At 50.8% G+C, this 24623-nt stretch carries 22 protein-coding genes and 3 pseudogenes; 14 read left to right on the top strand and 11 right to left on the bottom strand.

Annotated features, from left to right (window positions below):
- Positions 1-419: 419 nt before the first annotated feature.
- Genes AB1287_RS17580 through AB1287_RS17565 form a run of 4 tightly spaced genes read left to right on the top strand, consistent with a single transcriptional unit; the run spans position 420 to position 1819 of the window.
- A complete protein-coding gene (locus AB1287_RS17580; RefSeq protein ID WP_435618606.1) occupies positions 420-671 on the top strand; it encodes a type II toxin-antitoxin system Phd/YefM family antitoxin in 252 nt (83 codons plus the stop codon).
- Positions 668-955 (top strand): type II toxin-antitoxin system RelE/ParE family toxin, encoded by a 288-nt coding sequence (locus AB1287_RS17575; protein WP_435618605.1) that lies wholly within the window; start codon positions 668-670, stop codon positions 953-955. Before AB1287_RS17580 ends, AB1287_RS17575 begins: the two co-directional genes overlap by 4 nt.
- 5 nt (positions 956-960) lie before the next feature.
- Positions 961-1560: a hypothetical protein gene (locus AB1287_RS17570; RefSeq protein ID WP_435618604.1), complete on the top strand. Its 600-nt coding sequence runs from the start codon at positions 961-963 to the stop codon at positions 1558-1560.
- A 37-nt stretch (positions 1561-1597) separates the two neighbouring features.
- On the top strand, positions 1598-1819 hold the full coding sequence (locus AB1287_RS17565) for a hypothetical protein (RefSeq protein WP_435618603.1): 222 nt from the start codon (positions 1598-1600) through the stop codon (positions 1817-1819).
- A gap of 99 nt (positions 1820-1918) precedes the next feature.
- On the opposite strand, the gene AB1287_RS17560 is transcribed toward AB1287_RS17565, so the two are convergent.
- The 3 genes from AB1287_RS17560 to AB1287_RS17550 are packed head-to-tail and all read right to left on the bottom strand — an operon-like array spanning position 1919 to position 3700.
- Positions 1919-2662: a site-specific integrase gene (locus tag AB1287_RS17560; RefSeq protein WP_435618622.1), complete on the bottom strand. Its 744-nt coding sequence runs from the start codon at positions 2660-2662 to the stop codon at positions 1919-1921.
- A 38-nt stretch (positions 2663-2700) separates the two neighbouring features.
- Entirely contained in the window at positions 2701-3030 is a 330-nt protein-coding gene (locus tag AB1287_RS17555; protein ID WP_435618602.1) for a hypothetical protein, read from the bottom strand.
- A 13-nt stretch (positions 3031-3043) separates the two neighbouring features.
- Positions 3044-3700, bottom strand: a complete 657-nt coding sequence (locus AB1287_RS17550; protein ID WP_435618601.1) for a hypothetical protein — start codon at positions 3698-3700, stop codon at positions 3044-3046.
- Positions 3701-4599: 899 nt separating this feature from the next.
- On the opposite strand from AB1287_RS17550, the gene AB1287_RS17545 reads away from it, so the two are divergent.
- Positions 4600-5688: a transcriptional regulator gene (locus AB1287_RS17545; RefSeq protein WP_435618621.1), complete on the top strand. Its 1089-nt coding sequence runs from the start codon at positions 4600-4602 to the stop codon at positions 5686-5688.
- Between the two features lie 924 nt (positions 5689-6612).
- Positions 6613-7602: a RepB family plasmid replication initiator protein gene (locus AB1287_RS17540; RefSeq protein ID WP_435618620.1), complete on the top strand. Its 990-nt coding sequence runs from the start codon at positions 6613-6615 to the stop codon at positions 7600-7602.
- A 302-nt stretch (positions 7603-7904) separates the two neighbouring features.
- Here the strand turns inward: AB1287_RS17540 and AB1287_RS17535 are convergent.
- A pseudogene (locus tag AB1287_RS17535) lies at positions 7905-8592 on the bottom strand (tyrosine-type recombinase/integrase).
- A gap of 175 nt (positions 8593-8767) precedes the next feature.
- Between AB1287_RS17535 and AB1287_RS17530 the strand changes: the two are divergent.
- The 6 genes from AB1287_RS17530 (at position 8768) to AB1287_RS17500 (ending at position 16320) form a co-directional block, all read left to right on the top strand.
- Positions 8768-9496: an Ig-like domain-containing protein gene (locus AB1287_RS17530; RefSeq protein WP_435618600.1), complete on the top strand. Its 729-nt coding sequence runs from the start codon at positions 8768-8770 to the stop codon at positions 9494-9496.
- Positions 9497-9549: 53 nt separating this feature from the next.
- Positions 9550-10368, top strand: coding sequence for an Ig-like domain-containing protein (locus AB1287_RS17520; protein WP_436799846.1), 819 nt, complete (start codon positions 9550-9552; stop codon positions 10366-10368).
- 640 nt (positions 10369-11008) lie between these two features.
- Positions 11009-11746 carry a MipA/OmpV family protein gene (locus tag AB1287_RS17515; protein WP_435618599.1) on the top strand — a complete coding sequence of 246 codons (738 nt, stop codon included), beginning with the start codon at positions 11009-11011 and terminating at the stop codon, positions 11744-11746.
- 154 nt (positions 11747-11900) lie between these two features.
- Positions 11901-12641: an A24 family peptidase gene (locus AB1287_RS17510; protein WP_435618598.1), complete on the top strand. Its 741-nt coding sequence runs from the start codon at positions 11901-11903 to the stop codon at positions 12639-12641.
- 379 nt (positions 12642-13020) lie between these two features.
- On the top strand, positions 13021-14931 hold the full coding sequence (locus AB1287_RS17505; RefSeq protein ID WP_435618597.1) for a carbohydrate-binding protein: 1911 nt from the start codon (positions 13021-13023) through the stop codon (positions 14929-14931).
- Positions 14932-15357: 426 nt separating this feature from the next.
- Positions 15358-16320 carry a lytic polysaccharide monooxygenase gene (locus AB1287_RS17500; RefSeq protein WP_435618596.1) on the top strand — a complete coding sequence of 321 codons (963 nt, stop codon included), beginning with the start codon at positions 15358-15360 and terminating at the stop codon, positions 16318-16320.
- A gap of 76 nt (positions 16321-16396) precedes the next feature.
- Here AB1287_RS17500 and potD read toward each other — a convergent pair.
- From potD to AB1287_RS17470, 6 genes and pseudogenes are all read right to left on the bottom strand, one after another.
- Positions 16397-16712: pseudogene (potD, locus tag AB1287_RS17495) on the bottom strand (spermidine/putrescine ABC transporter substrate-binding protein PotD); the annotation flags it as partial.
- 142 nt (positions 16713-16854) lie between these two features.
- Positions 16855-17041 (bottom strand): annotated as a pseudogene (potA, locus tag AB1287_RS17490) (spermidine/putrescine ABC transporter ATP-binding protein PotA); the annotation flags it as partial.
- Positions 17042-17150: 109 nt separating this feature from the next.
- Positions 17151-18122 (bottom strand): omptin family outer membrane protease, encoded by a 972-nt coding sequence (locus tag AB1287_RS17485; protein WP_435618595.1) that lies wholly within the window; start codon positions 18120-18122, stop codon positions 17151-17153.
- Positions 18123-18337: 215 nt separating this feature from the next.
- Positions 18338-18472: a carbohydrate-binding protein gene (locus AB1287_RS17480; RefSeq protein ID WP_435618618.1), complete on the bottom strand. Its 135-nt coding sequence runs from the start codon at positions 18470-18472 to the stop codon at positions 18338-18340.
- An 85-nt stretch (positions 18473-18557) separates the two neighbouring features.
- Positions 18558-18869, bottom strand: coding sequence for a PKD domain-containing protein (locus tag AB1287_RS17475; protein WP_435618594.1), 312 nt, complete (start codon positions 18867-18869; stop codon positions 18558-18560).
- Positions 18853-19389, bottom strand: a complete 537-nt coding sequence (locus AB1287_RS17470) for a hypothetical protein (protein ID WP_435618593.1) — start codon at positions 19387-19389, stop codon at positions 18853-18855. Before AB1287_RS17470 ends, AB1287_RS17475 begins: the two co-directional genes overlap by 17 nt.
- Before the next feature lie 646 nt (positions 19390-20035).
- On the opposite strand from AB1287_RS17470, the gene AB1287_RS17465 reads away from it, so the two are divergent.
- A complete protein-coding gene (locus AB1287_RS17465) occupies positions 20036-20371 on the top strand; it encodes a DMT family transporter (RefSeq protein WP_436799848.1) in 336 nt (111 codons plus the stop codon).
- Between the two features lie 107 nt (positions 20372-20478).
- Here AB1287_RS17465 and AB1287_RS17460 read toward each other — a convergent pair whose 3' ends face one another.
- Complete coding sequence (locus AB1287_RS17460) at positions 20479-21162, bottom strand: LuxR C-terminal-related transcriptional regulator (protein WP_435618591.1); 684 nt, start codon at positions 21160-21162, stop codon at positions 20479-20481.
- A gap of 650 nt (positions 21163-21812) precedes the next feature.
- On the opposite strand from AB1287_RS17460, the gene AB1287_RS17455 reads away from it, so the two are divergent.
- A partial coding sequence (locus AB1287_RS17455) for an inverse autotransporter beta domain-containing protein (RefSeq protein WP_435618590.1) occupies positions 21813-24623 on the top strand: 2811 nt, incomplete at its 3' end.

Below are 24623 nucleotides of genomic sequence, written 5' to 3'. Positions count from 1 at the left end.
TACCACCTCATGACGTTTTTTGTCATTTTGAACAAAAACAATCATGTTGCAAGTAAAAAATCATATTATTTTGATTTCGCTCTCAACAGGAGGCACCCAAGATTAAAGTGATAAGTCCAAGGTAGAAAGCCACCTGAAACACTTTTCAAAGTAGCGCTCGCCGTAGCTCAACTCCCGAGCGGTTCGCAAGGGAGTTGCAAGGAAGCGAAATGGAACGGGCCCCAAAATATGGCACTCGCCCGGAACAAGCTAGTGCGGCTGCAGAATTGCATGCAAAACTTCCTTGTTACGTAAACTCCGCACCAGCCTGGACGTACTGGATGATCTAACCACCTACACAAAAAATGACAAAGCGACTTGTTAGCAGGTCTTTAATGCCTTATCTTTAAGACTTGTTAAACAGTCTCAAAAGGTAGCCTATGCCTAACATCATTCTCAGTGACACAAGCGCCAGTGTCAGCGAACTCAAAAAAAATCCAATGGCGACAGTCAACGCAGGCGATGGTTATCCGGTCGCTATCCTGAACCGCAATCAGCCTGCTTTTTACTGTGTTCCGGCAGAGCTGTACGAGAAAATGCTCGATGCTCTGGATGATCAGGAACTGATAAAACTAGTTACCGAACGCAGTAACCAGCAGCTGCATAATGTAGACCTGGATAGGTATCTATGACTTATACGGTCAAATTCAGAGACGATGCGCTGAAAGAATGGAAAAAACTGGATAAGGCCATTCAGCAGCAGTTTGCAAAAAAGCTAAAAAAGTGTAGTGAGAACCCACATATTCCATCTGCAAAGCTGAGGGGGATAAAAGATTGCTACAAAATAAAATTACGCGCTTCTGGTTTTCGTCTGGTTTATCAGGTAATTGATGATCAATTAATTGTTGCAGTTGTCGCAGTAGGCAAACGCGAAAGAAGTGAAGTTTATAATCTTACAAGTGAAAGGATGCGATAAAAATCATGAACGACATTCAATATTCATATTCAAGTTGTGCAAAGTTTACATGCAATGAAAAAATAAACCTGACAATGTCCAACGTCAAATGTTTAAAACTGGCTTTAAAGGAAACACAATTTACTCCCTCAAATGATTTTCAGAAGGGCAGGATAGATGAACTTGTATCTCAGTCCGAAAGCTTTCCCCGGATTGAAATAATCGACTCACTAATTCAAGTCATTGAACTAGCTGAAAAACACGATAAAGAACCACAACCTTTCATTAATTTATTTTACTACCTTTCCGAAAAGTTTGAATATAGCTACACCCTTGACTGTGAAAACCCTTGTCTTATGACTTGTTATAAATACAATTCAGCCGGAATTTTTGACAAAATAAGTGTACCTGTTTCACGAATTAAACACATCATCCAGCATGATCGAATTCCGTTAGGGGGCAACTCCAGCATTGGCAGGCTTTCCCGTTCCAGAGTGTCATGTGTTACAGAAACAGGGGAAGAGTTCCGTATACACCCTGTGTCGAACACGATAATTTGCTTCATGTCAGACGAAGTTTATAAGGGCGCCATTCGCCATATGAATAATGTCATTAAGGCCATATAACATTTCTAACGTTCAGTGCCGTATTCTGGGCGCAGCGATGGCTAATGGAGCCGGGGGGTTTATTATTTCAGAACAAGGCATTAATACGGTTCAAATTAATGGTGAAGTCAAACACATCTCCGAATTTGATATTTTAAATTTAAGTCATGAGTGGTCAAAGCTTAAAAACGAACTTGCTGACTTTTATGACTATAACAGTAAGGTCAACCGTGGCTGGCATGGTTTTGTTCTACGCCTGGATGAGTGTTCATCTTGCTGATAAAGCAAGGATAATCCTTGATGGGATTAATGCCAAAATCAGCCTGTTGACCCCGGCTGAGGGCGCTATAAATCGGGGCGTTCAGTTTTTCCTTACCGCCTATATCTTTCCTTTAAGCATGGCCACAGCTTCAGTTTCCAGCATCTGGAACTGCACTCTGTGGCGTGCCGCGACATCGAGCGCAAACACTTTCGTATAGACTTCCGTCGAGCTGATCGACTTATGGCCCATCAGCGACTGTAGCACCTTCAGAGGAATACCAGCATACAGCATGTGCATCGCGTAGCTGTGGCGGAACGTGTGCGGCGTAATCGGTATAGAGAAGGTTACGCCGTCGGCCACGGCGGTTGCCACTGCCTCAGCCAGCCACGTTCGCACAGTGCGATCGGTGATGGTCCATAGCCGTGCTTTTTCCATGCGGCCGGTGTTTTTATTCTTTCGCTCCAGCGGTATTTTCAGCGTAGCCACCATCATCTGCAGCTGTGAAAGATACTGCTGATCGGACAACGGAACCAGGCGGTGCGGCACCGTACCTGCCGGTGCGCGTCCGGCGCTGCGAGACGCCTTTTCCTCGCGCTGTTTCAGCGTGGCCAGCTGCACAAACGGATACGGCGGCGTCAGCAAAAAATCACTGCGGCTGAGGGCCAGCGCTTCGTTGATACGCGCGCCGGTGTTCCATAGGGTCGCAAACAGCGTCTTGCGTTCCAGATCCGGAACGTAATGGAGCAGGGCGCTGATTTCCGGCGCCAGCAGATATTTCGGCAGATCGTCATGCAGCGCGGCGAGCTGACGCAGTGCCAGCGCGGCAGGATAGTCGATGGCCACCGGCAGTTGCTGCGGCATAACAGTGGAGTGAGCGCCGGTAAACAGTGCCGGTACGGTCATGGCGTATTCCCGGTACCCGTCAGGCGTTCGAGCCACTCAAGCGCTGCCAGGGCGTAATCGTCACCCACCTCAGTACGAAGCTGCCCCTGCGTTTCAAGCTGACGACCGACGTCGGACAGCCGTGACTGCTGAACCAGAAGCTGGTCAAGTAATGCTGCATAGGCACAGGAATGAAGAATACTCTGTGCAAACGTGTCCAGCACTTCATCAGCCATTACGCCTGCCCGGCGTGGCGCCGGGCGTTTCAGCCCGTCTTTGTCCGACTGCAGCTGCTGGCACAGGGTCAGCAGTTCAATCAGTTCCTCTCCTGGCGTCATACCAGCCATATTTGTCTCCTCATCACCAGTTGTCCTGCTCCCGGGCCAGTTTTGCACGGCATTTACGCCCTCTTCGCCATTGCTCCCACAAAACAGATTGTGCAGACCATTTGCTGGCATCAAGACGGGAAGAAGGCATGTGGTTAAGTTGTCTTAATCGTTTACTGAGCAGGACCACTTTCATACCCAGACGGGAATACTGATACCTGCGTTTCTGGAACGTGCATGGCCAGTCAGGGAGACTGTCAAATTCCTGCACCACACTGATATAGCGGTTGGCCTCAGGGATAAGCACGGTCAGCTCACGAATACGATATAAGATTCTTGCTGGAAGTACCCGCCAGTCGCCGGCAATATCATCGGGCGAAAATGCCTCAGCTGTCACGGTTGTCCGCGTGTATCCCCTGTCGTCTTCTTCGCCCTCGTCCTGTACCACCGCGGCACAGTCCTGGGCAAAACGCTCAAGCCTGAAAACCAGCTCTGTGGAGATAAAATACAGCTCAGCTTCACGCCTGGCTGAGGCCGCCTTTTCTTCCCGGCTACGGGCATAGTGATGAGTCAGGTGGACACCGCCAAGGGCTGCACCAATGGATGAAACCGCCGTGATAATCTGGGGCCACAGGCTGGCACTGTCCTTCACGACTTTCACACCTTCAGTGGCAATAAACCAGTCAGCCATGTTTGTTCCTTATAGAGAAATCCCGCCTTACGTTTTCATATGTGCCCGAAATATATAACCGTACTTATAGCTGTGTCTCTGTCGTTGAGATCCAGGTCCATGGCTTGTTGAGGTATTGGAAACAGGGGAGGTCTTAAGGACCAATCTACCCGGGACCAACCGTAACTTAGTGGCGGGCAAATCTGACGGGCGATGATAGTGCCAGCTGTATCCAATATAAGTCGCTCAGTCATCAGGACTTCCTCATCATCAGTCGGCAGATCTGCCCAGCATATCCAAGCGTGGGTATACTCGTCTGCAATCAGATCATCTATCAGCTCGTCTGCTTCCATTAACCTAACCTATTAATTATATCTCTCGATAATAGTCACACAGGGCAATTATGACGCGCAGCACCATCAGCTGCGCACAACCCTGCGTCAGTCACCCGAATGATTTTCTCCTGCCGTTATCATTTTTAGGATGATAATAAGCAGCCATATAACCACTCAGTTAAATTACCGGAGGCCTGTTTCCGGGTGATCCGATTTCTTTCTTATTAACAACTTTCCGGAAGTGTACCACGGTCATGGAATAAGCGAAGCGGTCTTTTCTGCCGCTGCGAGCCGGGTCACAGGGCAGGGGGGGCACAACATATAGCGTCTTCAGCAGCTGACAGCACCGCTACATCTTGTGTTGTCAGGCCGCTGCGCGGCGCTGTGCTTCAGGAAGATCCGGAACTGGCTTTTTTCGGATCTCCGCTGAAATGAGAAGAGCAGAGCGATGCATTATCAATATTATCATCACATCTTGAATTTATGTTTTATAACACATCTGTCATATCTTTATATTTCATATATAGATTATAATCAAAATGCTATGCTAGTATTGGGATTAAAGTAAAGATCAAAGGAACGATGATGCTCAGCCAGCTTAACCTGCGTTTTCACAAGAAACTGATCGGTGCCCTCAAGGCAAGGGCAGGAGCAGAAAATGTTTCCGTCAACGCCCTCGCCGAACGCTTCCTTGATGATGGCCTGAAAACGGACGCGCCTGGTGACGGGTATTTTCAGCTCATATCCGATCCGGAGGCCACGGTCCGGCAGCTGTACCGGCATATCGTTCTTGGTCAGACCTTCGGCACCGCCCCGATCTCGCGCGATGAGCTGCGCTTCCTGCTGACTTACGCTCGAGAGGCCTTCCTCTGCGGCCGTGGCAGGCTGGCCACCCTCCCGGCCCTGAGCACATTGCTGGATATTACCCGCGACCTGCTGGCCTGGCAGGTGGAACATGACCGTCCGGTGGACGCCCACTATCTGAGGGGGATCTTCCGTCTGACCGGCGAGAACTGGATCGAGGAATTTGATGCTTTCCGGGGGGAGCTGCGACCGGTCGTTGACCAGATGTATGCCGAACACCTCCTACGTCCACTGGAAAGCGACTGTTTTAAGCTGGCTGACATGCCTGATGACCAGCTGGCGGAAATCTTCACCCTGCCGCGCCTGAAAGCCATTTTTCCTCTGGTGCTGCGCGGGCTGAACTGGACGGATGAAAAGGCTGCGGCACTGGCGCAGGAACTGCGACCGCTTATCCCGGCCGTAATGGAAACCATTGAGGCCGGCACGCTGCGCCTGGAAATCCGCGTGGACGGTCAGCATCCGGATCAACGCCCGGGGGCCTGGTATGACACCCCAAAAATGCATCTGATCGTCACAGGACAGGAATTTGTGGTGCCGGTGGGCTGGGCGGTGTTTACCGAACTGCTGGGCCTGTTCAGTCTGTATGCCCGCTTCCCGGAGGCACTGGCGCACGGCCACCACGGTGAACGTGTCATGTTCTCGCCGCCAGGCCACGTCATGGCGGACGGTTTTTTTGGTCTCGATGGGCTCCGGATTTTTTTGCCCGAAGAAGGGTTCAAGACGCTGGTCAGGGAACTCAGCACACAATGCGCTGAGGGCACACTGGCGGAGGCCCTGACCGGGCTGCGCTGTCTGTACGGAGATCTGTAGTATGGAAACACTGAGACAGCTGTGGAACCAGAAAGGGCTTGATGCGGCAGTTGAAAAATTTCCTCAAGCCCTATACGAGAGATAAAACGGGCAACAGACTGGAGGGCATCATTATCATGGCCATGAACAATAAAAACTTTTCGGGAGACCGGACGAAACACAGCAGGTTCGGGATCGTGTTCATTTTCTACGTAATCACGGACGAAAGGGACAAGTAATGATGAGGTAAATTTACGGACAGATTCGATAGTCCTGCGATCATAGAAGAATGTATGACAGAAATTAAAGGAAAAATTGAAGACGATCCGGACTTTATGGCGGAGCGTGGGGATGTTGTAAGCAACGAAGGACGATTTGAGCAGTGAACAAGACCTATATGCTTTGGTAAATCTAAATTACCGGTGCTCGCCGCAGCCATGTGACCGAGCAAAGCGAGCGAGCAGGCGAGGAAGCGCAATATTACAGAAGCTGGCGTGAGCAGGTACGCTCGGTATCACAATGAAAGGTGAGCATTGAATAGCAGTCTGAATTCCGCTTCTGGTCTGCAGGTTATCCACATATACAGTCATTCGATCCAATATTTTGATCCTTAAACGATCCCGTTAAGATCCAAAGAAGATCCCTACATCCCTGAAGGCTGCACCAGCACTGAGCCCGGAGCATGATCACATAAGCTGTAGTATGTTACTCATAAGCTGTAACTGGTATAGAATAAGCTGTATTATGTAAAGGATAAGCTCTAATGAGCCAGTGATATAAACTACAGTGAGTATGAGCCTTGGAAGGATATCAGCGTTGTGTATAAGCTGAAGCCAGTTGTCTGGCACCTTACAGGCCATAACATTTAAATAGTGACTGTTTTTATTCTTTAACTATCCACCGATCGGAGGCTCTCTGGACAAGGACAATCTGGATATAAAAAAGCTGTTTGAAGAGGTGGATAAATCCTCTGGTGAAGTCGTAAATCTTACTCCTAATGCCAGTAATACAGTGCAGCCCGTGGCACTGATGCGGCTTGGAGTGTTTGTACCTACGCTTAAGTCACTGAAAAACAGCAAAAAAAACACGCTATCCCGTACTGATGCGACGGAAGAACTGACGAGACTGTCTCTCGCCAGAGCTGAAGGATTTGATAAGGTGGAGATCACCGGTCCCCGTCTTGATATGGATAACGACTTCAAGACTTGGGTAGGGGTGATCCATTCCTTTGCCCGTCATAAGGTTATCGGAGATAAAGTTGAGCTGCCGTTTGTTGAGTTCGCAAAACTTTGCGGCATCCCGTCCAGTCAATCATCACGCAGGCTCCGGGAGCGTATCAGCCCCTCGCTTAAACGTATTTCAGGTACCGTGATCTCGTTTTCCCGCACAACCGAAAAACATACCAAAGAATACATTACGCACCTGGTGCAGTCGGCCTACTATGATACTGAGCAAGATGTTGTGCAGTTGCAGGCTGATCCGCGACTGTTTGAGCTCTATCAGTTCGACCGTAAAGTACTGCTGCAGCTGAAAGCCATCAACGCGCTGAAGCGCCGGGAGTCCGCGCAGGCCCTGTATACCTTTATAGAGAGCCTGCCACGTGATCCTGCACCGATATCACTGGCACGTCTGCGGGCACGCCTGAACCTGAAGTCCCCTGTGTTCTCGCAGAACCAGACGGTGAGGCGTGCTATGGAACAGCTCCGGGAGATTGGCTATCTGGATTACACGGAAATCCAAAGGGGGCGCACAAAACTCTTCTGCATTCACTATCGCCGGCCCAAGTTACAGCCACCTCATGATGAGAGTGCAGAGAACCCGAAGATGCCTGCCGCATCTGGTGATATTAGTCCGGAGATGGCCGAAAAACTGGCGCTGTTAGATAAGCTGGGCATCAGTCTTGATGACCTTGAAAAACTCTTCAAAACACGCTGAATATAAGCTGTAGTGAGTCACACATCCCAGTTTACTTACTACAGTTTATATTACTGTCTCGGGTGAGTACTCTACTCACTACAGCTTATATAATCTGTGATGAGAACAACCCATGCCGGAGACGCTTTGTTCACCGATGAAAGCCTCTTCAGAGCAGACTGTTGCTGCTGCAGCCGTGCGATCAAGTCTTGCCAGACTTCTGTCATTCGTAATCAGCTCTCTACAGCTTATGTTATTCACTATAGTTTATTTCAGCGGGAATTACTCACCACAGCTTATATAAAATGTGGTGAGTAAAATTGTCACTTTAGTGGGGGAAGTGTCCTGAGGATTTGCGCGGCATCATGCTCATCTCTGGTGAACGGTACGGCCAGTGTGGCCGCCATATCCAGCGTAAACATTCGCGTGTAAACCTCCATTGGACGCGGATCCTTGTGACCGACTAGGGCCTGAATGATCTTCTTTGGCTGCCGGTGGTAGAGCATGTGCATGACGTAGCTGTGACGAAACGTATGTGGTGTCACCGGCACCAAAATATGACCCCGTCCACTTCGGCCCGTGCAATGACCATCTTCAGCCAGTTGCGCATGGTTTCATCCGTTACTGACCACAGTGGTTCACTACGGCGGGGGAGGGTGGTGACCATCCAGCTCTGCATCTGGCGCACAAAACTGTCATATGTTAGCAGTACCAGATGCACTTCATCTTTCGGCGGGCGCTCGCGACGCGCCCGAACTTTTTCAGACAGCACCTTCACTAACGGTCTCAGTCCGTCGAGATCAAACGATTCCGACGTCAGCGTCCGGCCCTCACCTATCCGCACGCCGGTGTTCCGGATGATGGAGAACAGCATGTGGTGACGCTGATCGGGCATATAGAAGAGGGGGGCGATCACATCCGGTGCCAGAAGATAAGTGGGTGTGATGCCATATGCCGCAGGGGGACTGCTGCCGCAAAATCAACGCCTGGCGCGATGGGAAGAAGCGAAATGCGCTCTGGTTAAATCTGCTGGGAAAGGGGCTGTTGTTCATTTGTTTTTCACGTAGCGCCATCGGGGTCTGGATAACCCTATTCTGGCCTCTCGCTGCGGATCCTTCTAAGACAATAAATCGCAAGGGCAGGATCCTTTTGTTTGTATTTTCCTCATTATTGAGGGTAATCCCAAATGCGTAAAGAGTGGAGCTACGTCGGAGATCCATGTGGAAGTGGGGATGTTAGCACAGGAGCCACTACGGTTAGCGCCAATCCAGTCAATATTATTGCCGATGGCAAAAGTATCTCGACGCTTAGCATCGGACTGTTTGACGTTGATGGCAACGCCGTTCCGGGCATGGCAAAATCCTTAACCACCTCTATTAAAGAGTCTCTGGCATCGAAGCAGACGTCGACTACAGCATTGCAGGTCGCAACCATTGGCCCTATTGAAGAAACGTCTCCGGGGATTTATCAGGCTGTTGTTACATTAGGTACCCGCGTGGGTACTGCGGTAGTCTCCTCATGGTTCAACGATACGGCACTCCCGGATGTTACCATCACGCAATCTGCAGATTCATCCACTGGTCATATCGACAGCGGCGCTATCGTGGCAACTATAAATAATAGTGTCGCAAATAACATTGCAATGAATGAGGTAAAAGCGACCGTCACCGACACCGGAGGTAATCCGTTAGCCGAAACTGCGGTAACCTTCGAGCTAAGTGGTTCTGCTACCGTAGCGGCAGGTTCTTCCCTGGATGTTGTGACAGATGATAAAGGTCTGGTCAGTATCAGCTTCATCAACAAAGTTGCGGAAACCGTCACCGCCAGGCTGCAAAACGGCAACTCGGGTAGTGTTGACACTCACTTTATCGCCGACAGCGCCAGCGCCGGCATTGGCAGCGGTGACCTGAGGTAGACAAGACCACCGTTACGGCCAACAATACGGACGTAGCCACCTTCAGCGCCGTGGTGAAAGATGCCAACGGCAACCTGGTGCCGGGCGTCACCGTAAACTGGACGACCAGCCTCGGCACACTGTCGGCAGGCAGCAGCACCACCGGTGCTGACGGTAAAGTGACGATCGCGCTGCGCGGTACTGCAGCCGGTGCTGCGCAGGTGGCGGCACAGACGGGTAGCTCGGGCAATGTTAATGCACCATCTGTGAATTTGGTTGGTGACGTTAATACGGCACGAGTGACAAATTTGACGTCAAGTATTGCCAAAATTACCGGTTCGGGTGGTGAGACTTCAACGCTGACTGCGACTGTCAAAGACGGAAACGGCAATATACTGGTTAATTATCCGGTGGCCTGGAGCACTTCAACAGGCATTCTGAGCGACACATCTTCATCCACTGATAACAATGGTAATGCGAGTATTGGGCTTTCGGCAATTCATGTAGCAACTTCCAATGCTACTGCAACGGTAACCGCGTTGGCTACGACCGGTAGCTCAAAAAATACCACCGTAACGGTACGAGCAGTTATTCAGGCAGGCAGTAAGTACTACTGGACAATGTACTCAGAGTACCCTACAACCATCGAGAGTGCCGCCGTAAGCAACTGTAGCACTTATGGCGGCGGTAATGCCGCATCGGAAACAGATTTGCAATATTTTGCAGATAACAGCGGCGATTTCAGCACAATGTCAGTGTCCGGTGAATATACAAATAACTGGTATTATCTTGCAGGAAAATGGGGAGCGTTGTTTGGTGACTTCCACTCGGCTAGCTCCCCTGTAGGGTCTACTGCGCCAGGCTCTGGATCTGGCTATGTTTGTGTGAAATAACACCTTTAGTCTGTGCTCAGGAGAAAGGCCGGGAATAACTTTCCCGCCTTTTTCTTGGAGGCTAATAATATGGATTGTGCTATGTTAACTAGGGGGCAGGTTGGATATCGAATCTATGGTTGCTCCCGTTTTTGCTACACTGATTTTCTACGATATCATTTGGCTTGCTTAAATCTATTCGCCGTCTGAATCTTGCCATGATGAGTTCCGCGTCTGATGAACCTCAGAAAAATTATATGTCTTCAGATGAGCCATTCCGGTATACAGTTTCTTCAACAGGCCGATCGACCGTTTGTATCATCAATGAGTCAGTATTCGCAAAAATTGATCCGGTCAGGGGATGTCTCCAGACCGGTTTTTTAGACCCCAGTATGCCCTCAATTTCTTAACACTTTAGAAATCAATGAATTTGCCTTAGCTATTCCGCTTTCTGGCGGAATTCAAATGTCCGCAAGTGGGTTATTGTGGGTTATGTTTGTTAGCGTACAGTAGGAGCCGTATTGACGAAGAGGGTTATTCCGCTGGCAACGTGACGCGCCACGGCAGCAGTTCACCATATTCTGTTGTGATGAAACGGTTGACAGTCACGCCAGCCTGTCAGATTGCGGCTGGTGAACACGAAATCTACGAGACAGCGATAATGAAAAAAAAGTTCTGGGTGCTAGCATCTGTCATTATACCTTCTGTGGTGTGCGGTGAACCTCTCAATCTCGCGATTGATAATGAGTGGCAGACCTCGCCCTATAATGCTAAACGCGTCAACTATACTCCATTCCCCTTACTGAGTTGGGACAACAATCTTCTGTATATCGATGGTCAGGAAGCTGGCGCTATTGTGTGGAAGCAGAACCAGCAAACGCTGAAAGTGAAGGCGTTGTGGTTTTATCAGCGCAGCTACGATCATGAAGACGGCAGCAGTGCAGCAATGCGCCAGCTTAACGATCGTCGCACTACGATGATGGCGGGTATCAGCTATGACGCCATCACTAGCTACGGTATGTTTTCGGCCCAACTGGCGCGTGATGCGCTGGGCTTGAGCGATGGCTGGTTCGGAACCTTCTCCTGGACTGGCTATCTCTCCAGCGGGGACTGGGCGCTTATTCCTTCGGCCGGAGTGGATTGGGAGGACGCCCGCCAGACAGATTATTACTTTGGCGTAAGCAAAGAAGAGTCGCGACGCAGCGGTTTGACGCAGTGGTCGCCCGGCAGCAGCCTTACCCCCTGGTTACAGCTGGCGCTGGATTATCAGTTTGCTCCGCAGTGGGATACCTTTATTTCGGCAAGAATTAATTATCTGAGTAATGATGTGCGTCAGAGTCCAATGGTGAATCAGTCGCAAACCTATGTCATCGATTTGGGGATTAAATATCGTTTCTGAGTGGAAAATCCTTCAGCTGATTAAGTATATTCTGTTCTGGCTGCAGATTTTTTTCCGTGGCTCCAGGAACCCACGCGCATTAGCCAGAGAGGCATAGCGCGTCATTTATCTCATGCTACCATTGGCGCACTTTTGCTTTATCCATGAGGTCAGCATGCTTTTCTCAATTTTTTTTGCCTTAATGGGGGCAGTGGTCGGAAGCTTTATTAACGTGGTGATTTATCGGCTGCCGCGAATGTTACAAGGAGAGTCGATCACTCTGTCCTTACCGGCTTCCCACTGCCCGCAGTGTCAGGCCCCGGTTAAAATCCGTCATAATCTTCCTGTGCTGGGGTGGCTGCTGCTGCGCGGTCGTTGTTATCAGTGCCAGCAGCGTATCAGTCCACGTTATCCGCTAGTTGAATTACTTATGGCGGCGCTGTTTGTCCTGACCATTACTCTGCAAGGTGTAACGCCGCAGGGGATACTTGGTTTACTGGCGATAAGTCTGCTGGTGCCGCTGTTTTTTATCGATCTGGAAACCTCGTTGTTGCCCGATCGCCTGACGCTGCCACTGCTGGCGCTGGTCGTGACGGCGGCGGTGTGCGGTTTTGGCCATGTTACATGGCAGGAAGCATTGTTGGCTGCAGCAACAGGTTTTGGCCTGCCGTGGCTGTTGGATCGTTTTTACTGCTGGTGTCGCGGCAAAGCGGGGATGGGCATGGGGGATATGAAGCTGTTTGCCGGTATCGGCGGCTGGCTGGGGATGGAAGCGCTGTTTCAGATCATGATTATCGCTTCGCTGCTGGCTATTGTCAGTGCGTGGTGCTTACTGCGCCGTAAGCCTGGCGAGACTTTCCCGTTTGGTCCTTATCTGGTCCTGGCTGCCCTCGCCTGGTATTTTTGCTGTTACTGAATTTTCCGGCGCTGATGCCCGGCCAATTATTGCGATAGTTATGACTGATGGTTAACAGACGCAGTTAAACTGGCGCTGCGGAATATATTTCATCATAACCAGACACTAGGCCTGGCTAGGTATTATGGCTGTAGTTAGCTGAACAGTTATATTTTGCTGTTTTTCCTGTTGTCTGGCTGCTGACAGAATTTTCTCGCTATTCGCTGTCTGGGTTCTTAAATACATTGTTATCCGCGGTTTTATAAACTAGGCTAACGGAAGGCTTCTTATTGTCGGCATTTTAATTAACGATTTTATTCAATTAATAGTTGCTATGCCCGGTTCGGGTAAGTAATGGGTTTAACCCGCTTAAACAGCGGAATAAAGAGAAATATACTATATGAAAAAAGTACTGAAACTTACCATGTTAGCCAGCAGCCTGCTGCTGGCTGGCGTGTCAGCCAGCAGCTATGCTGCCACACAGGACGCGGCATCTGCTATGCCGGATATCAGCGGCAAAAAGGTCCTTGTGGGATTCTGGCATAACTGGGCCAGTAAATCAGATGGCTATCAGAGGGGTACCTCTGCCGAGCTGCCGCTGAGTGCGGTGCCTGAAGCTTATAATGTAGTCACCGTGGCTTTTATGACCGGTGATGGCATCCCGACCTTTAAACCTTACAATATGTCTGATGAGCAGTTTCGCTCTGAGGTTGCCACCCTGAATGCTCAGAATCGGGCGGTTATACTCTCTCTGGGCGGCGCTGATGCGCATATTGAGCTTAAGCAGGGTGATGCGCAAAAATTTGCCGATGAAATCATCCGACTGGTAGAAAAATATGGCTTTGATGGTCTGGATATCGACCTTGAAGGCGGCGCTATTAGTGCTGGCGCCAACATTACCGAGATCCCGGCAGCGCTGAAGATGGTTAAGCAGCAATATCCGCACTTTATTATCAGCATGGCACCTGAGTTTCCCTATCTGCAGGCTGGACGCACGGGTTATGTACAGCTGATTAAGAGCCTTGAAGGTTATTACGACTTTATCTCCCCGCAATTCTACAACCAGGGCGGTGATGGGGTGTCCGTTGAGGGGATCGGCTGGCTGGCGCAAAACAACCAGCAAAAAAAGGGCGATTTCCTGTTCTATCTGACTGACTCGATCATTCATGGCACCCGCGGTTATATCCAGATCCCGGCCGATAAGTTCGCCATTGGTTTGCCAAGTAACCCGGATGCGGCGGCTACAGGCTATGTGAACAATGAAGCGGACGTTGGTACCACGCTGCAAAGACTTGCTGCGCAGGGTACGCCAATTAAAGGGCTGATGACCTGGTCGGTAAACTGGGACGCCGGGCGTGATGCCAGCGGTAACCCCTACGGTTATGAGTTCGTAAACCGTTATGCCGGGCTGATTAATGAAGAACATGTTGATGCACCCGATACCGAAGCGCCAGGCGCGCCAGGCAAGCCGGCGGCGGTGGTCACCGCGTCAATGATCAGTCTGCAGTGGCGCGCGTCAGTAGATAATCTCGGCGTACACCACTATGAAATCTGGCGTGACGGCGTTCAGGTTGCCCAACCCACGTTACCAGAGTGGCACGACACCCGGATTACGCCTGCTACGCAGTATGCTTATCAGGTTATTGCGGTAGATAAAGCGGGTAACCGCTCGGTACCCAGTGAGATCGCCTATGTAACCAGCGACGATGAAGTGCAGCAGCCAGAGCAGGATGTGCAGGCGCCTTCAGTGCCGCAGGATTTGCAGGCATCGGCAATAACCCAGACCAGCGTGCAGCTGAAGTGGCAGGCGGCGACAGATAATGTCGCTGTGACCGGTTATCAGGTCTGGCGTAATGGTATTCTGGTCGCGCCCATGAGCAATACGCAGTGGACTGACAGCGGTCTGCAGGCGGACAGCACTTACCTGTATCAAATTTCCGCTGTGGATGCCGCTGGCAACCAGTCGGTAAAAAGTCAGACTGTTACGGTTAAAACCCTGGCGCAGCCGGAGAATGATAACCCTGGCAATGGAGGCGATCACAGTCAGTGGAGCAGCCAGAAAATTTATCATGGCGGCGATATGGTCAGCTGGCAGGGGAAAACCTATAAAGCCAAGTGGTGGACGCAGAATAATCAGCCTGACACCAATGACGTCTGGGAAAACCTCGACAAAGAGATCGGTGGCGCATGGAATTCCAGTGAAGTTTACCTCGGCGGCGATGAAGTCTCTTACCAGGGGAAAACCTGGCAGGCAAAATGGTGGACTAAGGGGGATAAACCCGGAACCAACGACGTCTGGCGGTTAAAGTAAGCCACAGCCCACTGGAGCCAAAGTTAAGTACAGGTAGTTAATAGCAAATAAATTTTCGTTCGCATACGTTGAGTTTTCAACTGTGCGAACGTTTTTTTTGCGCGTGACGTCAGGTTGGCGCAGGTCGGTAAGATTGCATCCGCAGTGCTGCTCTGTCAATTATCCGCGCCAGCAATCGCCGCCGGTGATATTGCGTGACCTAGATTAGCGCTGTAAAGGGGCCTGACACCAGTCACAACGTCAGATAGGCGCTTTTTGCTTATAGTGGCAAACCGGTAATGACTTTGAGAGAGATATTTCTCGATCTCCATGCTTCAGTTCTTAATATCAGCAAGAGCCGACTGATAGTGACAGACTGGCGCTGCCAGTAACCTTAAGCCCGAACAATAACACCACTATTTCTGGTTTATAAAGGGCATATTAAAGATGAACGTAACAAAAATTGGTTTTGCGCTGGCGGCGCTGCTGTCTGCATCCGGCGCATGGGCGCATGGCTTTGTCAGCGAGCCGGCCTCGCGCGGTTACCTGTGTACTGACGCACAAGGTAACCAGAATAAAGAGTGCGGCGCGGTACAGTATGAACCGCAAAGCGTGGAAGGCGGCGACGGCTTCCCGGCCTATCAGACGCAGAGCGCGGGCGGAAGCATCGTTTATGCGCCAAAAGATGGCGAAATCGCCGGCGCGGGACTGGCTACTATGAGCCCGCTGAACGCGCAGAGCGACAGCCGCTGGCAGAAACTGGCCATGAGCGCCGGGAAGCACAACTTTACCTGGACCTTCAGAGCGCCTCATCGTACCAAAGACTGGCGCTATTACATGACTAAACCGGACTGGAATCCGAATAAGCCGCTGACCCGCGCGTCATTCGACACTACGCCGTTCTGCGTCATTGATGGTAAAAACGAAATTCCTCCTTTAGGCAAAGGTCAGCCGCAGGAGTGTAACGTTCCAGAGCGTGAAGGTTATCAGGTAATCTTGGCGACCTGGGATGTGGGAGATACCGATGCGACCTTTTACAATGTGATTGACGTTGACTTTGGCGGCCATAACCATCCTGGCGATGATGATCATGAAGATAACGTGACCCCGCCGGATGACGGCAACGATGGTGGTGGCGATAATGTAACGCCCCCGGATGACGATAATAACAACGGTGACGATAACGTAACGCCGCCAGACAATGACAATGAAGTAACGCCGCCGACGCCAGGTGATTATCCTGCTTGGAAACTGGGCCATAAATATCAGGGTGGCGAAGTCGTGCGCAGCCGTGACGGTAATCTGTATCAGTGTAAAAGCGCCCATGGCGCCAATGGCTGGTGTGGTCTGAGCCAAGCTTATGAGCCGGGCACCGGCTGGGCATGGGCGCAGGCCTGGGATCGTAAGTAATCGCTAATTACTAAGCAACTGGCGCCAGCGGTGATGGCTGGCGCTAATTACCTCTCGGTCAGCAGGAGTTGGTCTTTTAACGGCCCGCTTTCAGCCGTTCAAGCAGCGTTTCATATAGGGTGCTGGTAGCGCCGACATCATCCTACCACTTACTATTTTTTATTACCTCCTCCAGCGGATAGAGCGACTAGTCGCCGGTGAGGGTTTTGGGTAACTGCGCTCTGGCCGTCAGGTTCGGCGTAGGATGACCGATAGTTTGCGCGACTTTAGCTGCTACTTCCGGACACAACAGGAAGTTGATCAGTTTAAACGCGCCAGCTTTATTTTTGTCATTAGCCGGGATCGCTAGGCTGTCCATCTAGGAAAATGCCGCCCTCCTTGATGTAAAAAATAGAGCGTTTTGCTGCTTTCATCGGCCTGGGCGCTCTGCACGCTTAACGTCAGCATGCCAGAGGCTAACCAGTAACACCATTTATTCATAACTGGTTATCTTTATTTGGTTTTATCACGCAACAGCAGCTGGCTGCCCACGACGAGACCGGCAATCAGACGGAGCATAGTGGTCCTACCGCAGCCAGAGGGGTTCAGAAGTGTGATGAACTCGCCATGATAAATAGTCATGGTCGAAATGGGAGATGATCGCTTTGCCATCAAAAGATTTGCTGAGCTCGGTGAGCTTAGCCGCGTCTGTATTGGTGTCATTATTATTCTTCTTGGTCACAAGCGAAGATCGCGTTGAGCGGGCTGCGCGACCTTCGGAAATAGGTTAACGGCGGCAGCCAGCAACTCATTGATATTTTTTACCGCCAGCGGCCTTACGTGTCTGCCGGTTAAAAAACATATTTTACGCCCATCATATAACTGTAGGTTCTGTTTTCGATCCCTTCGGCATTGGAATTCACCGACTCTTCACCGGCATTATAATCACGAACCACCATATCCCCCCGCGCCTGCGTGAAGCGGCTGTAGTTGGCCTCTACATATACCTGAGCCACAGGCGTTACGTTATATCCAGCGGTAATTTCGGCGCCCCAGAGCCTGCCGTTATGGGCTTCGCTCTGGAAGTCGGTAGCCCTCAGATAGTGCATATCGTAGTCTTTAGCTTTAACCCAGTTACTGTATTTAACCAGTCCGCTGAACTCAAATTTGCCGACGGTATAAAAGCCAGCCAGACCAATATAGGGAGCGGAAAAAGTCTGTTTATAGCCAATTACCGGGCCGTTAAAGGTTCCCTGCAATCGGGGCAGGTCCGGATTAATGGTGCCGTCATCATTGCGACCTGAATAGTTATAGCTACCGTCATGGGCGGTAAAGCTGTAGCGACTCTGCTGGAACCCGGCCATCGGTCCAAATTTGAACGTTGGCTCGTTCATCACCCATCCGCGTACGCTCAAATCGTACTGGTTAGCGTAGTTCAGACGGGTTGGGGAAACAGAGTGTTCTGAAGGGCTGCTGCTGTCGGGATTGAACCAGTCATAGTCATCCATATGGGAGCTACCTTTTGCCAGCGTGGTCCATCCTTGTGCATTCAGGCTGAGCCAAGGGAGCAGGTCGTAATTCAGCTGCCCTTTAATGATAGCCGCGTTTTTTATCTTCCAGTCCACCTGGCTGAGTTGCCTGCCATCACCATAAACGTTCTCTTTTGCCTTGCCGCCGAGATAACCCAACGAGGTGGACAACGTCAGGCCATCATGCTGATAGCGGGTTTGTTCCCCGGAGAGATAAGTTGACTGAGCAAACAACGCAGATGATGCGCTGAAAGCGGGAAGCAGCAACAGCCATTTGAAAATAAACTTTTCCATTACGATTCCTTAATTGTTCGCTGTAATGTAAGAGGTAGCATTTTCTTCTAAAGCGTATGCAGGCTGAATATAGGTCAGGCGATTTATTTTTTGTAATAAAAGTTATGAGTTTTGTATGAAAGATAAATGATTTGTGAAGTTAGGCACCATCCTGATATGTGAAAACGCCCCTGCCAGAGCCTCTGAATAATGGCTGAGCGCTGGATGTTTGCCGCTCAATGATTTCCAGGCCCGTTGCCCTGGGTCCACTGGCGCGCTTTGTACTCTTTGCCTTTCCAGCTGACTACATCGCTGCTGATATAAACTTTGCTGCTCCGCCAGCCAGTATGTGCGCCGTTATCAGGGGGCAGTTACCCGGAATATCGTTATTTACTTCAGCTTTATGCAGAATGACAAAGTCAAACGGCGCTAAATCTTGTTCGCCATCGTTAACGGTCAGCCGGAAGCCCCTGACTCCAAGTCCTTCTGCGTGTCGCCCAGCTCAAAGCTGACCTGCGGCCGGTTGTCATTATGCAGAGTTACCTGTGGTCCAGAGATCTGCTGCCATTTAAACAGCAGGGAAGCACTTTTTTTCGGATCATGGGACCTTGAACCGTCCAGAGTGACATGAGCGGCACCGATCGTAGCGATGGCGACAGGCAGATGGTTATCAACAGGACCATTGGCATTTTGCGCAGCCTGCTGCATCTGATTGATGTATTCAACCTGACCACCAAAGCTGAGCTGATGATTATTCGATCCCTGCATCTAGACATAAGAAACCGCCATAGTTATTTTTAGCCTGCCATTCGGCGCGTTCGATATTTTTCCCCCAGGACTCAACGTAGCGGCCATCCGGATCCCACTGACTGTTAATAGTGTTGCCTAACAGAATTTTGCCAGGGCTACCCTTAGCCATGGCGATTTTATACTGGAATTTAGGGCTGGCATCGTAGGTCATGACATTGAAGAAGTCGAAGAGATCCTTGTCCTTGGTCACGCCATGATGGGGGGAGCGTTTATCTTCAATAAACGACGAGCAGTCCTGCATATCGCTGGCATCTATACAGGCTTCCGGATCGGCGCCCACATGATAGGTGGTCAGACAGAGCTCTTTATTTCTATTCGGCTTCAGCAACTGACGAACCAGCTGCGTCAACTTCAGCAGATTATCATTCTCCTCGGGGATAACGCGTACAGCTTTCTCGAAATCAAAATCGATGCCATCCAGATAGACCGATAGTGACTCATATCGCAGGTCTTTCCGTCCCAGCTGTGGGAGAGACATTCACCTACCATTTCTTCGGGTTTAAGGTTCTTGTTGTACACCGGGAACTGGTTTTCATCAGTTTCACCAGCCCTTGGGCGATTTTCGCCCGGTTAACCTCGGTTGCCATATGCGACCAGATTGCTTCGTAAGTTTCACCGCCAAAAGAGAGTAGATAGGTATGTTATCCTGCTGTGTTACGGCGTCAGCGGTTAATCCCCATCAGCGTGCGGTTCTGTTCGGCAGAGAGCGCGGATTGCGCAAAAGGGAGGTGCCAATAAGTAAACCTAATTCTAATTTTTTCAAGATAGTTGCACTCAATAAAGTAAAAACGACGGGAATAATGTAGCCGTTTGCTTGGATAGAATTGTTTATATGAGGCTGAGAACCGCGGTAGTGAATATGGGATATAAGATTAGCCAAAAGAAAATAGCGATATTGTTTTCAGCACCGGGTATATATTCATGAATTATCTCAGAATATTCTCGCCCAGCCCTGAGGGTTTCTGTTACCCTCTACAGGGCTTGTCAAAAGTATTGTGGCAGTGTGGACAGTTGGTGGCTGGGGAAAATAAAGCTGCGGCCGCAAACGCACCGATGTGTAGCAGGCGTCGGCGCACATGCCCCAGAGTTGAAGATAATTTTCGTTATAGGACGCTTAAACTATGATCAAGATCTATCTGCTGTTGCTGGTATCGGTGATTGCTGAAACCATCGCCACTTCGATGGTGAAAGCCTCTGACGGCTTTACCCGACTGGGGCCATCGGTAGCGGTGGTAGCCGGTTATGCCATCTCATTTTACGGTCTTGCGCACGTGGTGAAGGTGCTGAATTTAGGCATTGCTTACGCTATCTGGGCGGGCATGGGGATAATCCTGGTCTCGCTGATCTCCTATTTTTATTATCATCAAAAGCTGGATATGCCTGCCATCATCGGTATCGCCTTTATCATTGTCGGCGTGATGATTATAAATCTGTTTTCCAGTTCGTTGATTGAGAAATAACTATCAGCAGCCCGGCTGAATACAGACATTGTTTCACTGTCTGTATTCACTGTTTTTAAGCATACATCCTGCCTGCATCTGTTCGGCGTCAGCGTTGTCATAAGTAATTAAATAGCGATATCGAACATGCGCGTCTGCGCCAGCAGGCAATAAAGCTGACAGTCGCTCTCTACCCCCAATTTCTCCATGGCGCGCAGTTTGTGAGCGCTTACGGTTTTATTGCTGAGATTCATTTTTGATGAAATGGCGGTCAGCGACAGCCCGCGGCACAGCATGCGCAATACATCGTTTTCACGGGTGGTCAGCTCCTGGCCGGCAAGCGTATCGCGACGGAACAGCGAGTCCATCAGCCCGCGTTCAATATAAACTTCGCCATCCAGCACCGCCGTCATGGCGCGCCACAGCATACGCTCACAGGTCTCCCGACTGATATAGCCTCTGGCACCGGCTTCAAGCGCCATGCGGATCACATTGGTATTCCGGTACGGCGAAAGCACCACAATCTGAGTTTGCGGAAATTTATTCGCCAGCCATTTAATCAGTGCGGTGCCGTCGAGTTCGGAAACCGGGCTCTGGGTTCTGCGGGTGTTAAGCGTAAAACCGAGAAACAGGATATCCACGCGATTATGTGAAAGCAGGCTCACTAACTCTGCTGGCGAGTCGGTATCGCCAATTACGTTAAATTCAATATTGTCCATCGTGGTATTGGCTGCGGACATGGTATTAATCATTGAGAGCATACCGCGACGGATCAGAGTATGTTCATCGGCAATCAGAATATTCACAGACATGGCTTAATCCTCAGGCTTGATTCAGATTTGTTGACGAGAAATATACGAGTCAGTAACAGATGTTTCTATCATACCAGTCAGAAAAAAAGCTGTGGATTGCGAAATGTATTAGGGCGCTGAGCGCCAACCTCAGAATACCCGATCCTTGCGCCAGCAGGTAGCCACGGCATGCTGTTGCCTGGTTGCCTGGTTGCCTGGTTGCCTGGTTGCCTGGTTGCCTGGTTGCCTGGTTGCCTGGTTGCCTGGCGGTAAGGCGACTCTGCTGTCAGATCTGAATGAGTGAGACCTTTGGTTATGGTGGGCTAACCTGATCAGCAATTCTCCTCAGATAAATATCACAGAAAATTAAAGGGCGGAATATAGCGGCGAGGTTACCGGTAACCTAGTTGTTATTCTCCCTGCTAGTCTGAAGAGAAGAGAGTGTTTTCTCGTGGTGGAGAGAATTTTCTTAGCGTGGCGAGATGTAATCTTTTAATGGTTTATTGCTTAATGCTGAGCGAATAAATCCTTTTTATTTTAGAGGATTTAAGCAGGAGGCACCGGGGGTTTTTAGAAGTAATGCAGGTTATTACTGCAGAGCATGGGTTGGTGTCAGTAAAATTAGCCATGTTGGGGTGTCAGTAAAATTAGCCATAATGAGAAATCGGTAAGTGGATATTATTAATCAACGCTCCAGTAAAAACATCGCCATTCTGGTGTTGTTCCATTATATCTTCACGCTTTTAGTTCTGTTTTTCCCCACTGGGCTCAGAGCCTCTCCGTTGCCGGATAATCAGCCGGCGGATGCCGCCAGCTATATTCTCTATCAAAAACCTCAAGGCCAAAGCTGGCGGGAGGTGGGTAGCCAGTTAGCGCCACAAATCAGCGATATCGAGCGCTGGCAGCGGGATTTGGCTGAGCAATACGGCCTCAACTTTAGTACCTCAACATTTTTATTACCTGCTGATGCGCGTCTGGCGCAGATGTACCCGCAGGTAACGCTGGTGGCTGTGGCCAGGCAGGAGAATCTGGATGACTTCGCATGGCGGTATCAGCTGTCTCGCCAGCAGTTAATCAATCTGAACCGCTCGCTGAAAACCCCGCATCAGTTGGCGGATTTAGCAGGGCAGTGGGTAATTGTTCCTGAACAGCTGCCAGCCGCTAAGGCTGAAAACTCTGCCGCGGCGGAAAAACTGCGCGACATACTGGGCTCGTTCTGGCAGTCGGCTCAGCAGCATGGCGCCGTCAGCAGCGCGCGCTCTCAGGTGGCGAGTACCGCCAATGCTTCCCTGACCGCTGAAGTGGAAAACTGGCTGAAGCGTAGCGGCGCGCGCGCGCGCGTAACCGCCGATCTTGGACTGGATAAGGGCAGTAGCACCGATTTTGGCCTGGACTATCTGTATCCCTTCTTTACAGGTGAGGATGACACCCTGTTCGTCCAGCTAAACGGCCATCGCTGGAACGATCGCAATATGCTGAATGTCGGCCTTGGCTGGCGTCACAATTTCAACTCGCAGCTGATGGGCGGGGCAAACGCCTTCTACGATCAGGATATTACCCGCCACCACAGCCGACTCGGCGCAGGGCTTGAACTGTGGAGTGAGCGACTGCACGGTTCGGCAAACTACTATCTGCCGCTAAGCGACTGGCGGCGTTCAGATGCTCCCTTCCTGTCAGACAGCGACCACTATGTGCTCAATGAACGTGCCGCGAGCGGCTGGGACCTCAACCTTGAGGCGGCGCTGGCGCGCACGCTTTCAGGTTGGGCGGGTATTTACCAGTGGTATGGCGAGAAAGTGGATGTCAACGGCAGCCGCAGTCAGGCCAGTAAAGATCCCTACGGATTGAATCTGGGGGTTAAATGGCAGCCAGTGCCGCTGGTTACGCTGCGCTCGGAACAGCAGTTTATCAGCGGACAGAATAGCAACTTCAATGTCGGGGTGGACCTCCGCTGGGAATTTGGTCGTAGCTTGGCTGAAATGCTTGATACGGATAAAGCGCAGGCGCTGCCTTCGCTGCTGGCTTCACGTACCGAGTTCGTGCACCGTAACAATAATATCGTGCTGGCCTATCAGCAGCAGCAGAAAAGCTGGCATATCTACTTTGATCCTGCAGAGCTTACTACCCAGGCGGGTAGCGCCGCCTTTATTCACGGCGTGAAAGGGGCAGGGGGCGCACATGTGGTCTACCGTTCGGCGCAGCCGAACACGGCCGCTGTCGAGTCCACCACAGGACGGGTAACGCCATTGCAAACCGGTGAAACCACCATTAGTGCAGAGCTTTACGCCGCGGTTAACGATGCTAAACCTGCCGCTGTGGCGCAATATCGTTTAACCGTACTGCCCGGCGAATTTGCGCCTTCAGTCAGTGACGTACAGATTCAGGGCGAGTCAGTAATTGGCAATACGCTGAAGGGCAGCTACCGCTATCACGCCAATCAGGGGGAGGCGGAGAGCGGCTCAGTTCTGCAATGGTTCCATGCCCGCGATTTGTCACAACCGTTAGCAAGCGGTGACAGTTATCAGGTCTCGGCCAGGGATATCGATCAAACCCTGGTGTTTCAGGTGATCCCGCAAAATAAGAAAAATATTCGTGGCGACGCGGCAACGGCGCAGATCGCTGGGCCAACGGTGAAGCTGGCGGCAATGCGTTTTGAACCGCTGGATCATGGCATAAAAGTGGATGACGCAACTGTGAAATTCCTCAAATCACAGCGCGGAAAAATCCAGTTCCTCGTAAAAGCGCTGGATGGGCAGGGGCGGCCGTTAGCTGACAGGCCGGTATGGTGGCGTCAGAATAATAATGCGCTCGGCGCGTTGAGCGAGGTGCAAACCCGCACTGATGCCAACGGACTGGCGACGGTTATGCTCGAAAACATCACTTCAGCGGGCCAGGATGAAATTATTGCCTCTCTACAGAAGAGCGCCAGCGCTTACGCGGCCGATGAAGCTCATGTCGAGGCACGCAGCCCGCTGACGGTTATCCAGGTTCAGCCTGAGATAACGCTGACGGTAAAAGATAATGTGCAGCAGGTTCCGGTTGCCAGTGTCCCCCTGACTTTTCAGCTGGCGCTTGAGGAAGAGGATCTGCTTGGCGTAGCAAATCGCCCGATCCGCTGGCAGAGCAATGGCAAACCGGCTGGCGCTTCGGTCACTGACGATGCCGGCCTGGCGGCGATCGAACTGCCGGTTCCTGAGGTTTATGGCAACGGAGAATGGCGTATTGAGGCAGTTCTGGCCGATGTTAATCGTCAGGCCAGTCTGAGCTTAACGCTGCAAAAAAATCCGGTGCCCGCTTTAGCGGTGAAGGATGTCACCCTGAGCTGGGGAGAGGTGGCGCCGGCTTTACAGGTTACTGGCGGCAATAATAGCAACTACCAGTACCGTTCCGACGATAACAAGGTGGTGGCGGTGGATGAACAAGGCCTGCTGACAGTTAACGGCACCGGCAGCACCACAATCACCGTCAGCCAGCAGGCCACT

Source organism: Scandinavium sp. UTDF21-P1B (genome assembly GCF_040750395.1).
Lineage (GTDB): Bacteria > Pseudomonadota > Gammaproteobacteria > Enterobacterales > Enterobacteriaceae > Scandinavium.
This window is presented reverse-complemented; position numbering and strand designations above follow the sequence as displayed.

Excerpts from the sequence above, each read along its gene's own strand:
- AB1287_RS17510 (WP_435618598.1), top strand. The coding sequence starts at position 11,901 with ATGCTTTTCTCAATTTTTTTTGCCTTAATGGGGGCAGTGGTCGGAAGC.
- AB1287_RS17575 (WP_435618605.1), top strand. The coding sequence starts at position 668 with ATGACTTATACGGTCAAATTCAGAGACGATGCGCTGAAAGAATGGAAA.
- AB1287_RS17485 (WP_435618595.1), bottom strand. The coding sequence starts at position 18,122 with ATGGAAAAGTTTATTTTCAAATGGCTGTTGCTGCTTCCCGCTTTCAGC.
- AB1287_RS17470 (WP_435618593.1), bottom strand. The coding sequence starts at position 19,389 with ATGTCTCTCCCACAGCTGGGACGGAAAGACCTGCGATATGAGTCACTA.
- AB1287_RS17570 (WP_435618604.1), top strand. The coding sequence starts at position 961 with ATGAACGACATTCAATATTCATATTCAAGTTGTGCAAAGTTTACATGC.
- AB1287_RS17515 (WP_435618599.1), top strand. The coding sequence starts at position 11,009 with ATGAAAAAAAAGTTCTGGGTGCTAGCATCTGTCATTATACCTTCTGTG.
- AB1287_RS17475 (WP_435618594.1), bottom strand. The coding sequence starts at position 18,869 with ATGCAGGGATCGAATAATCATCAGCTCAGCTTTGGTGGTCAGGTTGAA.
- AB1287_RS17550 (WP_435618601.1), bottom strand. The coding sequence starts at position 3,700 with ATGGCTGACTGGTTTATTGCCACTGAAGGTGTGAAAGTCGTGAAGGAC.
- AB1287_RS17460 (WP_435618591.1), bottom strand. The coding sequence starts at position 21,162 with ATGTCTGTGAATATTCTGATTGCCGATGAACATACTCTGATCCGTCGC.
- AB1287_RS17500 (WP_435618596.1), top strand. The coding sequence starts at position 15,358 with ATGAACGTAACAAAAATTGGTTTTGCGCTGGCGGCGCTGCTGTCTGCA.
- AB1287_RS17530 (WP_435618600.1), top strand. The coding sequence starts at position 8,768 with ATGCGTAAAGAGTGGAGCTACGTCGGAGATCCATGTGGAAGTGGGGAT.
- AB1287_RS17555 (WP_435618602.1), bottom strand. The coding sequence starts at position 3,030 with ATGGCTGGTATGACGCCAGGAGAGGAACTGATTGAACTGCTGACCCTG.
- AB1287_RS17565 (WP_435618603.1), top strand. The coding sequence starts at position 1,598 with ATGGCTAATGGAGCCGGGGGGTTTATTATTTCAGAACAAGGCATTAAT.
- AB1287_RS17545 (WP_435618621.1), top strand. The coding sequence starts at position 4,600 with ATGCTCAGCCAGCTTAACCTGCGTTTTCACAAGAAACTGATCGGTGCC.
- AB1287_RS17560 (WP_435618622.1), bottom strand. The coding sequence starts at position 2,662 with ATGCCGCAGCAACTGCCGGTGGCCATCGACTATCCTGCCGCGCTGGCA.
- AB1287_RS17580 (WP_435618606.1), top strand. The coding sequence starts at position 420 with ATGCCTAACATCATTCTCAGTGACACAAGCGCCAGTGTCAGCGAACTC.
- AB1287_RS17505 (WP_435618597.1), top strand. The coding sequence starts at position 13,021 with ATGAAAAAAGTACTGAAACTTACCATGTTAGCCAGCAGCCTGCTGCTG.